Origin of the sequence: Shimia sp. (genome assembly GCF_041624275.1) — a bacterium.
In the GTDB taxonomy this organism is placed as follows: Bacteria; Pseudomonadota; Alphaproteobacteria; order Rhodobacterales; family Rhodobacteraceae; genus Shimia.
Genome location: NZ_JBFJVE010000121.1, coordinates 1 through 9,565 on the forward strand (window position 1 = coordinate 1; position 9,565 = coordinate 9,565).

Consider the following 9,565-nt stretch of genomic DNA (forward strand, 5'->3'; position numbering starts at 1 on the left):
AACCTGGCGCAGCTGCACCAGTGGAAGGACTGGCAGGAGATCATGTTCCGGATGCCGGTCGGGGTGCTGGCCCGGCCCGGAGAACGGGTCGAGGGGCGTACCGCCAAGGCCGCACAGGTGTTTCGCGGCGCGCGGCTGCACCCGCGTGCCAGCCATCTTCTTGGTCACAGCGCCGCCCCGGCCTGGTGTTTTGCCAACATGCCGATGCGCGACATCAGTTCGACCCGGCTGCGGGCCACGGGCCGCTGGCCGCAGGGTTAGCCCCGGGGCGCGCGCCCTCTCGGCGCCAGCGCGAGCCGGCAAAGCGGCGCTTGTCTGTTCGGCAGGGGCGGGTTTAATCTCGGGAGATGATTAAAGTGATTTCTCGACGTTTTTTTATCACCGGTTTGCTGGCGGGATTGTCCGGCCCGGCATGGGCCAATCCGCCGGCCAGTTCGCTGCGCCCGCAGCTGCGCTCGGCGAGCCTGCGCCGGCGGCTGGCGCCCGGGGCCGGCGAGCTGATCGAAAAGGCCGGGCTGAGCGGCGATCTGTCCTTTGCGGTGATGGATGCCGGAACCGGGCAGCTGCTCGAGGGGCACCACGCCGAACAGGGGTTGCCACCGGCCAGCGTGACCAAGGCCATCACCGCGCTCTATGCGCTCGACATGCTCGGCGGCGCGCATCGCTTTGCCACCCGTCTGGTGGCGGCCGGAACGGTTGCCAACGGCATTCTCGAGGGCGATCTGGTGCTGGCCGGAGGCGGTGATCCGACGCTGGACACCGATGCCCTGGCGGCGATGGCGGCGCAGCTGAAGGCAAGCGGCATCCGCGAGGTCCGGGGGCGGTTCCTGGTCTGGGGCGGCGCGCTGGCCCAGGTGCGCTCGATCGACCCTGCGCAGCCCGATCACGTCGGCTATTCGCCGGCGATCTCGGGGCTGAGCCTGAATTACAACCGGGTGCATTTCGAATGGAAACGCGCCGCCGGTGGCGGCTGGGGGGTCACCATGGATGCCCGCTCGAGCCGGTACCGGCCCGAGGTCACCATGGCGCGCATGAAGATCGTGAAACGCGACTTGCCGGTCTATACCTACGAGGATCGCGGCGGGGTCGATCACTGGACCGTGGCCAGCGGGGCGCTGGGCAAGGGCGGCGCGCGCTGGCTGCCGGTGCGCCAGCCCGAGATCTATGCCGGCGAGGTGTTCCGGACCATGGCGCGGGCCCATGGCATCGTGCTGAAGGCGCCGCAGGTCAGCCGCGCGGCGCCGGGCGGGCAGGTGGTGGTGCGGCACGAGAGCGCGCCGCTGCGCGAGATTCTGAAGGCGATGCTGAAATATTCGACCAATGTCACGGCGGAAATTGTCGGGATGGCGGCGACGGCGGCGCGCGGCGTGCCGGCATCGACGCTGCGGGCCTCGGCCGGGGAAATGAACCGCTGGGCTGCCGAGCGGCTGGCGATGCGCCACGCGGCGCTGGTCGACCACTCGGGGCTGGGCGACGCATCGCGGCTGCGGGCCGCCGAGATGGCCGGCGCGCTGGCGCGTTCGGCCGGCCAGACCGAGCTGCGGCCGATCCTGAAGGACATCAAGCTGCGCGACGAGAAGGGCAACGTGAAGCAGAACCCCGGCATGCAGGTGCAGGCCAAGACCGGGACGCTGAATTTCGTCAGCGGCCTGGCCGGCTACCTGCAGGTGCATGACGGCAGCCTGCTGGCCTTTGCCATCCTGGCCGCAGATACCGGTGCGCGGGAGCGGATCGCCGCCCAGGACCGCGAGCGCCCGAAGGGCGCGCGGCGCTGGAACCGCAGGGCAAAGACCCTGCAACAGCGGCTGATCGAACGATGGGACGGTCTTTACGGGGCCTGACCGGCGACGTCGGGGGAGGCCTTTGGGGCAGAAGGGGGCGCTGCCCCCACACCGGCTTTTCCACCGGAAAAACCGGCGCTCCCCCGGGATATTTCGGGCAAGAGAAAAAGCCGCCGCGCTTGCGGCGGGCAGCGTTGCTGGGTCAGTCGCCGACGATGACGGTCATGTTGTCCTTGCCGACGGCGCGGGTCAGCTCGAACAGGATCCGGGCATTGTCGGGATGCAGGCGGACGCAGCCCGCCGAGGCCGGCCGCCCGAGCCGCGAGATCTGGTTGGTGCCATGCACGGCGTAATGGCCGCTGTAGAAGATCGAATAGGGCATCGGGGCATTGTCGTAGCGGCTGGACCTGTGGTTCTTGGACAGCCATTGCGCGGTGAAACGCCCCGAGGGGGTGATCTTGCCGCGCCGCGCGGTGGAGACCGGCCAGGTGTACCTGTGCCAGCCGTCGACATAGACCGACATGGTCTGGGCCGATTTGTCGATCCGGGCTTCGACGCTGCGGGGGCTGGTGGCCTGGGCGCTGCCGGTGGCGATCAGGAAAAGCGCCGCGAGGGACGCGGCAAGAAATCTGCGCTTCATGTCTGTCTGTCTTCCAATTGTCCTGTGCGGTAATGGAGGTCAGACTGACACAGCTTGGCGTTTTGTCAAAGCCGGGCACGCAAATGTGAATGGGTGCCCGGCGCTTTGGTCACGCCACTTCGGTCACAGCATTTCGGTCACACCATGTGGCGGGCCCGGGCGCCGCGCTCGATGCCGGCGGCATGCAGGCGGTCGATGTCGAGCTCGTAGCGGATTTCCTCGAGCAGGCGCAGTTCGGGCTCGGCCAGCGCGCCATCGGCGGCGGCGACGTCGCAGGCCAGCGCGTAGGCGGTTTCGTTGAGCCGCTCGGGCATGTTCTCGCGCACCAGGCCGAAGAGGGCGGCCAGCCCGTCTTCCTGTTCGAAGAGGTCGAAGACCACCTGCGACACCGTGGCCAGCCGGTCGATGTCATACTCGGCAAAGATCGGCAGGTTGTTCACCGCCGACTGGATCTTGACCAGTTCCGCGGTGCGGATGTTCTCGTCGGAGGCCGAGATGGCGACCATGACGGCGACGAGGCAGTCCTGCGGGGTCAGCGGGTGGGGGATATCCTCGGACACGGGCATCATTCCTTGTGACAGCGTTGTTGCGGTGCAGAATATTGACTGGGGCGGCCATGGGCAATAGGTAGCCCCGGACCGGGGCGCAATGAAGCGCCCGAAGCCCGTCGGAGAATGACATGTCTGAATTGCGCGAAGCTGCACTCGTTTCGAAAGCCTGGCCCTTTGAAGAAGCGCGCCGGGTGCTCAAACGCTATCAGAAGCAGCCGCCCGAAAAGGGCTATGTGCTGTTCGAGACCGGCTATGGCCCGTCGGGGCTGCCGCATATCGGCACTTTCGGCGAGGTGGCGCGCACCACGATGATCAAGACCGCCTTCGAGGTGATCTCGGACATTCCGACCAAGCTGGTGTGTTTTTCCGACGATCTTGACGGCATGCGCAAGGTGCCGGGCAATGTGCCCAATGCCGAGAGCCTGCATGAGCACCTGCAGAAACCGCTGACCGCGGTGCCGGACCCCTTCGGCACCCACGAGAGTTTCGGACATCACAACAACGCCATGCTGCGCCGGTTCCTCGATACGTTCGGTTTCGAATACGAGTTCATCTCGGCCAATGATTTCTATGGTTCGGGCCGTTTCGACGAGGTGCTGAAACGCGCCGTCGAGAAATATGACGAGGTGATGGAGGTGATGCTGGCCTCGCTGCGCGAGGAGCGCCGCCAGACCTATTCGATCTTCCTGCCGATCCACCCCGAAACCGGCCGCGTGCTTTACGTGCCGATGAAGAAGGTCGACCCCGAAACCCACAGCATCACCTTCGACGACGAAGAGGGCAGGGAATGGACCCTGCCGGTCACCGGCGGCAATGTGAAGCTGCAATGGAAACCCGATTTCGGCGCCCGCTGGGCGGCGCTGGAAGTCGATTTCGAGATGTATGGCAAGGATCACAGCACCAACACGCCGATCTATGACAAGATCTGCCGGATCCTCGGCTGGCGGGCGCCGGAGCATTTCACCTATGAGCTGTTCCTCGACGAGAACGGCCAGAAGATCTCCAAGACCAGCGGCAACGGGGTGTCGATCGACGAATGGCTGACCTATGCCTCGACCGAGAGCCTGGCCTATTTCATGTATCTGAAGCCGAAGACCGCCAAGCGCATGCATTTCGACGTGATCCCCAAGGCGGTGGATGAATACCACCAGCAGCTGCGGGCCTATCACGGGCAGGACATCAAGGCGCAGCTGAACAACCCGGTCTGGCATATCCATGGCGGCGAGGTGCCGCAGTCGGACATGGTGGTGCCCTTTGCCATGCTGCTGAACATCGCCAGCGTGTCGAATGCCGAGGACAAGGAGACCCTTTGGGGCTTCATCAACAAATACGCGCCGGACGCGACGCCGGAAAGCCATCCGGGGCTGGATGCGGCGGCGGGCCATGCGGTGCGCTATTTCCATGACTTCGTGAAGCCGGCCAAGACCTATCGTCTGCCCAACGATCAGGAACGCGCGGCGCTTCAGGCGCTGGCCGAGGCGTTGCAATCCGACGCGGCGGCGTTGCAGGCGATCGCCGACAAGAACGCGATGATGGGCAATGATGATGCCCTGCCTGAGGCCGATTTCGGCAATGAGGACTTCCTGCAGTCGGTGGTCTTTGCCATCGGCAAGCTGCATGGGTTCGAGCCGCTGCGGGACTGGTTCAGCGCCATCTACGAAGTGCTGCTGGGGGCCAGCCAGGGGCCGCGCTTTGGCGGTTTCATCGCGCTTTACGGCGTCAAGGAGACCGTGGCGCTGATCGACAGCGCCCTGAGGGGCGATCTGGTTTAATCCTGCCCAAAATCCCATTGCCGAACAGCGCGCGCCCGCCCGGGCGCGCCTTTTTTTGGCACTGCGGGTGATCCGCCGCGCGGGGCACCGTCGCGGGGCACCGTCACGGTGCCGCTGCGGGCTGTTAACCGCGGCTTGATATTTCCCTTTGCCGACATGGTGCGGCCCGCTGCGGGCGTTGTGGAAAGGGAAGTCATGAACAAGGCGATTACCGACGGCGTGCAGCTGATGCCGCCCGCTTTTGAACTGGGTCTGGATTTCTGGTCGAGCGGCGACGGCACCCCGGGGTCGGATACCTACGCGGGTGCTGCCAACGCGGCCCTGGTGTCTTCGGACCAGGATTTCGCAGGCTGTCTGGAACTCTTGAAGACCGAAACCGTGCAGCAGCTGCGCCACATGGGGCAGACGCCGGTGCTGCCCGGCTGCTATCTGCGCATCACCGCAAGGGTCAAGGCGATCGGCGGCAACCTGCCCAGCCTGCGCATTGCCGCATGGGCCGGGAACAGCAGCAATGGCCATGTCGCGGGCCTGGTGGAGACCGGCCCCAGCGTGCCCCTGACCGGCTATGGCGATGTCGTCGAGGTCAGCGCCATCATCGGCACCGGCAGCCGCGGCGGGGTCGACATGGTCTGGAGCACCGAGGCCGTCTATGCCCATGTCGGCATCGACCTGACCGGGGCCACCGGGGGCATCCTGCGCATCGACGATCTGGTGGTCGAGGACATCACCTCGGCCTATCTGCGCGACATGCTCCATCAGGTGGACGTGCGCGATTTCGGTGCCCTGGGCGACGGCGTCACCGATGATTCCGCCGCTTTCGCGGCCGCCAACGATGCCGCAGAGGGGCGCGAGGTTCTGGTCTCCGAAGGGCTGTTCTACCTTGGCGACAACGTCACCTTCGACACCCGCGTTGTCTTTGAGGGCAGCGTCACCATGCCCGACGACAAATACCTGTCGCTGACGCGGAATTTCGACCTGCCGACCTATATCGACGCTTTCGGAGACGAGACGCTGGCCTTCAAGAAGGCCTTTCAGTCGCTGCTCAACAATTCCGACCACGAATCGCTTGATCTGGGCGGGCGGCGGATCACCGTTGCGGCGCCGATCGACATGCAGGCGGCGGTGGCCAACCGCAGCGAATACGCCCAGCGCCGGGTGATCCGCAACGGCCAGTTCTATGTCACCGGCGACACCGCCTGGGAGCCCGAGGTGACGACCTCGGTGGCAAGCTATGCCTCGGCGAATTCGCGCACCCTGAGCAACGTCGTCAACGTCGCCAATATCAAGCCGGGCTCGCTGGTCACCGGCAACGGGGTCGGGCGCGAGGTCTATGTGCGCGCCAAGAACGAGGCGACCCAGGAGATCACCCTCAGCGCCCCGCTTTACGACGCCGAGGGCACCCAGACCTTCACCTTCACGCGCTACAAGTACATTCTTGATTTTAACGGTTTCAGCAAGCTCAGCGTCTTCGTGCTCACGGATGTGGACTTTCTCTGCAATCAGAAGGCCAGCGGCGTTCTGCTGGCGGGATCGGGGGTCGCCTTTCAGGTCCGGGATTCGGTGTTCACCAAACCGGCGCACCGGGGCATCACCTCGCCCGGCGAAGGCTGCCAGGGCATGTTGATCGACCGCTGCCAGTTTCTGACCAGCGAAGGCGGCGAAGAGGCGCAGAACCGCCAGTCGGTGGCGATCAACTCGAACGCGAACGACGTCAAGATCCGCGACAACCGGGCCAGCCAGTTCCGGCATTTCCTGGTGGTGGGCGGCGCCAATGCGATGATCACCGGCAACCATTTCTTTCAGGGGGATTCGGCCAGCGCCGGCCTGCGCACCGCCGGCATCATCCTTGCGCAGGCGCATTGCTCGACCACGATCGACGGCAATTACATCGACAATTGCACCATCGAATGGACCAATGAATACGACCCGCAACCGGATTTCAGCGGCGGCTATTCCTTTTCGGCACTGAGCGTGACCGACAATGTCTTCCTGTCCGGCGACGTCGCGCCCTGGACCGCCTTTCTGGTCATCAAGCCGCATGGCAGCGGCCACTACATCACCGGCATGAACGTGACCGGCAACAAGTTCCGCTCGATCTCGGGGTCCAGCATCGACCGGGTCGACCGGGTGGACAGCAGCCATGCCGCGCTCGACATGACCAAGGGCAAGAACATCCTCGTGGCCGGCAATACCTTTCATTCGGTGACCACGCCGATCTACAACCCGCTGGTGGTGGCGCATGACGAAAACGCGGCCGCGGCCACATGGCTGGTCGATACCGGCGGCGGGCTGCCCTTTGGCGGGCGGGCGCGCAATGTCGATGCGGTGGTGATGACCGGCAAGATCAAGACCGCCGGCAATGTCGGTGAATACACCGTCCCCTATGTCGAGACCGAGGCCGGCGCCGCCGGAGACATGGTCGAGCTGAAGTGGGAAAAGCCGGTCTACGGCGCGGTCAACGTCACGGTGCGCATGGACTGACCCGCGCCCCGGTGGTTTCGGCCGCGGGTCAGCGCCAGAAGGCCACCCATTCGGTCAGTTCCAGAAAGCGCCGCAACAGGAACAGCGTCGTCTGACCGTCCAGCCAGATCAGATCGGCCCCCAGTCCGATCGCGACCGCGATACCAAGGACCACGGCAAGCTGGTTGGTCATGAAAAACGCCTCCAGATGCATCCTAGGCAAGAGATATGCCCGAGAGCGTCCGGAGGCGCAAGAATTTGTGGCTTCTGAAAGGGGTTAGAGGTTGCCCATCTTGGCCGCCACGTCGGCCATGCGGCAGGAGAAGCCCCATTCATTGTCGTACCAGGCCAGCACGCGCACCAGCCGGCCGCCGATGACCTTGGTCTGGTCGGCGGCAAAGATCGAGCTTTCCTCGGTGTGGTTGTAGTCGATCGAGACCAGTTTCTCTTCCGAATAGCCCAGAACACCCTTCATCGCGCCGGCCGAGGCTTCGGCCATGGCGGCGTTGATGTCGGCCTCGGTGACGTCCTTCTTGGCGACGAAGGTCAGATCCACGGCCGAGACATTCGGCGTCGGAACCCGCACCGCCGATCCGTCGAGCTTGCCCTTGAGGTCGGGCAGCACCTCGCCAAGCGCCTTGGCGGCGCCGGTCGAGGTCGGGATCATCGCCATCGCCGCGGCGCGGGCGCGGTAGAGGTCCTTGTGGCGGCGGTCAAGGGTCGGCTGGTCGCCGGTATAGGCGTGGATGGTGGTCATGATGCCGGATTCGATGCCGAAGGTGTTGTGCAGCACCTTGGCCACCGGGGCCAGGCAGTTGGTGGTGCAGGAGCCGTTCGAGATCATCGTGTCGCCGGCTTCCAGCATCTCGTCGTTGACGCCGAAGACGATGGTCTTGTCGACGTTCTTGCCGGGGGCCGAAAGCAGCACCTTCTTGGCGCCGCGCTCAAGGTGTTTCCTGGCTTTTTCGCCGTCGTTGAACTTGCCGGTGCATTCCATCACCACGTCGACGCCCGACCAGTCCAGCTCGTCCAGGTCATAGGTCGAGAACATCTCGATTTCGCCCTGGCCAAGGTCCAGCGTGCCGTCGCCGACGGTCACGTCGTTGCTGAAACGGCCATGCACCGAGTCATAGCGGATCAGATGCGCCGCCGTGTCCAGCGGGCCGGTGGCGTTCAGTTTCACGACTTTCACGTCGTCGCGCGCGGTTTCGGCGATATGGCGCAGCGTGCAACGGCCGATGCGGCCAAATCCGTTGATCCCGACAGTGACGGTCATGACGTATCCTTTGTTCTGAATTTGGCCGGGATATACCCGTGAGGGGCGCTGGGCGAAAGGGCAATCCCGGTCTCGAAACCGCCTGTTAGCGATAAAATTGCACCTGCAACCGCCGATGGCGCTAACGAATCGAGGGGGGATGCAGCCCCGGTTTGCCCGGCCCGCGGCGGGTGAAAAAACGCGAATCCCCGCCCGGCCGCTCAAAAGCCGGACCGGGGCGGCCGGCAGCAGGCCTCTGGCCGCCGCAGTTGCCGCTACGAAAGGCGCCGGACGCGATATCCGAAGGCTGCGCAGACGTTGAAAATTTCGCCCCGGTGCGCATCTTCTATGTTGAAGCACCCCAACAGGAGAATGCCCATGCGACTGACAGTGGATGGCCAGACCCACGAGGTGGATGTCGAAGACGACATGCCGCTGTTGTGGGTGCTGCGGGACGAGTTGAAAATCAAGGGGGTGAAATACGGCTGTGGCATCGCCGCCTGCGGCGCCTGCACGGTGCATGTCAACGGCGAGGCGGTGCGTTCGTGCCAGACCCCGGTGGCGGATGTCGACGGGCCGGTGACCACGATCAACGGGCTGGGCCGGCCCGAGGCGCTGCACGCGGTGCAGGAGGCCTGGATCGAGACCCAGGTGGCGCAATGCGGCTATTGCCAGTCGGGGCAGATCATGCAGGCGGCGGCGCTGCTGGCCGAGAACCCCGCCCCCAGCGACGCCGAGATCGACGAGGCGATGTCGGGCAACCTGTGCCGCTGCGGCACCTATCCGCGCATCCGCGCCGCCGTCAAGCTGGCGGCCAGCAAGACCGGGAGGGCCTAGACCATGAGCAAGGTGGGAAAGATCGCCCGGCGCAGCTTCCTGATCGGTTCGGCCGCCGTGCTCGGCGGCGTCGCCTTCGGGGTCTACAGGGTCAAGACGCCCTATGGCAATCCGCTGGAACAGGGGCTTGCCGAGGGTGCGGCGACCTTCAATCCATGGGTGGTGATCGACGCTGACAGGATCACGCTGATCGCGCCCCATGCCGACAAGGGGCAGGGGGTGGCCCATGCCCAGGCGGTGCTGATCGCCGAGGAGCTGGACCTCGAGCC

General features: G+C 65.1%; 8 protein-coding genes and 2 pseudogenes. 6 read left to right on the forward strand and 4 right to left on the reverse strand.

All coding sequences use genetic code 11. The features are described 5' to 3' along the window. Both ABZD10_RS10385 and dacB read left to right on the forward strand, forming a co-directional pair. A pseudogene (locus tag ABZD10_RS10385) lies at positions 1–261 on the forward strand (nicotinic acid mononucleotide adenylyltransferase); the annotation flags it as partial. An 86-nt stretch (positions 262–347) separates the two neighbouring features. Further along, positions 348–1,841, forward strand: a complete 1,494-nt coding sequence (dacB, locus tag ABZD10_RS10390) for a D-alanyl-D-alanine carboxypeptidase/D-alanyl-D-alanine-endopeptidase (protein WP_372886332.1) — start codon at positions 348–350, stop codon at positions 1,839–1,841. A 142-nt stretch (positions 1,842–1,983) separates the two neighbouring features. On the opposite strand, the gene ABZD10_RS10395 is transcribed toward dacB, so the two are convergent. Both ABZD10_RS10395 and ABZD10_RS10400 read right to left on the reverse strand, forming a co-directional pair. After that, positions 1,984–2,421, reverse strand: a complete 438-nt coding sequence (locus ABZD10_RS10395) for a L,D-transpeptidase (protein WP_372886334.1) — start codon at positions 2,419–2,421, stop codon at positions 1,984–1,986. A 137-nt stretch (positions 2,422–2,558) separates the two neighbouring features. Beyond that, the gene (locus ABZD10_RS10400) at positions 2,559–2,981 is read right to left on the reverse strand and encodes a tellurite resistance TerB family protein (protein WP_372886336.1); all 423 of its coding nucleotides are present in this window, start codon (positions 2,979–2,981) and stop codon (positions 2,559–2,561) included. A 119-nt stretch (positions 2,982–3,100) separates the two neighbouring features. Here ABZD10_RS10400 and ABZD10_RS10405 point away from each other — a divergent pair, with 119 nt between their 5' ends. Continuing rightward, a complete protein-coding gene (locus ABZD10_RS10405) occupies positions 3,101–4,744 on the forward strand; it encodes a lysine--tRNA ligase (protein ID WP_372886338.1) in 1,644 nt (547 codons plus the stop codon). Positions 4,745–4,939: 195 nt separating this feature from the next. After that, complete coding sequence (locus tag ABZD10_RS10410; RefSeq protein WP_372886339.1) at positions 4,940–7,225, forward strand: right-handed parallel beta-helix repeat-containing protein; 2,286 nt, start codon at positions 4,940–4,942, stop codon at positions 7,223–7,225. A gap of 28 nt (positions 7,226–7,253) precedes the next feature. On the opposite strand, the gene ABZD10_RS10415 is transcribed toward ABZD10_RS10410, so the two are convergent. Together ABZD10_RS10415 and gap are read right to left on the reverse strand one after the other, a co-directional pair. Beyond that, a complete protein-coding gene (locus ABZD10_RS10415) occupies positions 7,254–7,397 on the reverse strand; it encodes a hypothetical protein (RefSeq protein ID WP_372886340.1) in 144 nt (47 codons plus the stop codon). Positions 7,398–7,481: 84 nt separating this feature from the next. Then, positions 7,482–8,480 (reverse strand): type I glyceraldehyde-3-phosphate dehydrogenase, encoded by a 999-nt coding sequence (gap, locus tag ABZD10_RS10420; protein WP_372886341.1) that lies wholly within the window; start codon positions 8,478–8,480, stop codon positions 7,482–7,484. Between the two features lie 357 nt (positions 8,481–8,837). Between gap and ABZD10_RS10425 the strand changes: the two genes are divergently transcribed. Both ABZD10_RS10425 and ABZD10_RS10430 read left to right on the forward strand, forming a co-directional pair. After that, positions 8,838–9,296, forward strand: a complete 459-nt coding sequence (locus ABZD10_RS10425; protein ID WP_372886343.1) for a (2Fe-2S)-binding protein — start codon at positions 8,838–8,840, stop codon at positions 9,294–9,296. 3 nt (positions 9,297–9,299) lie between these two features. Then, positions 9,300–9,565 (forward strand): annotated as a pseudogene (locus ABZD10_RS10430) (xanthine dehydrogenase family protein molybdopterin-binding subunit); the annotation flags it as partial.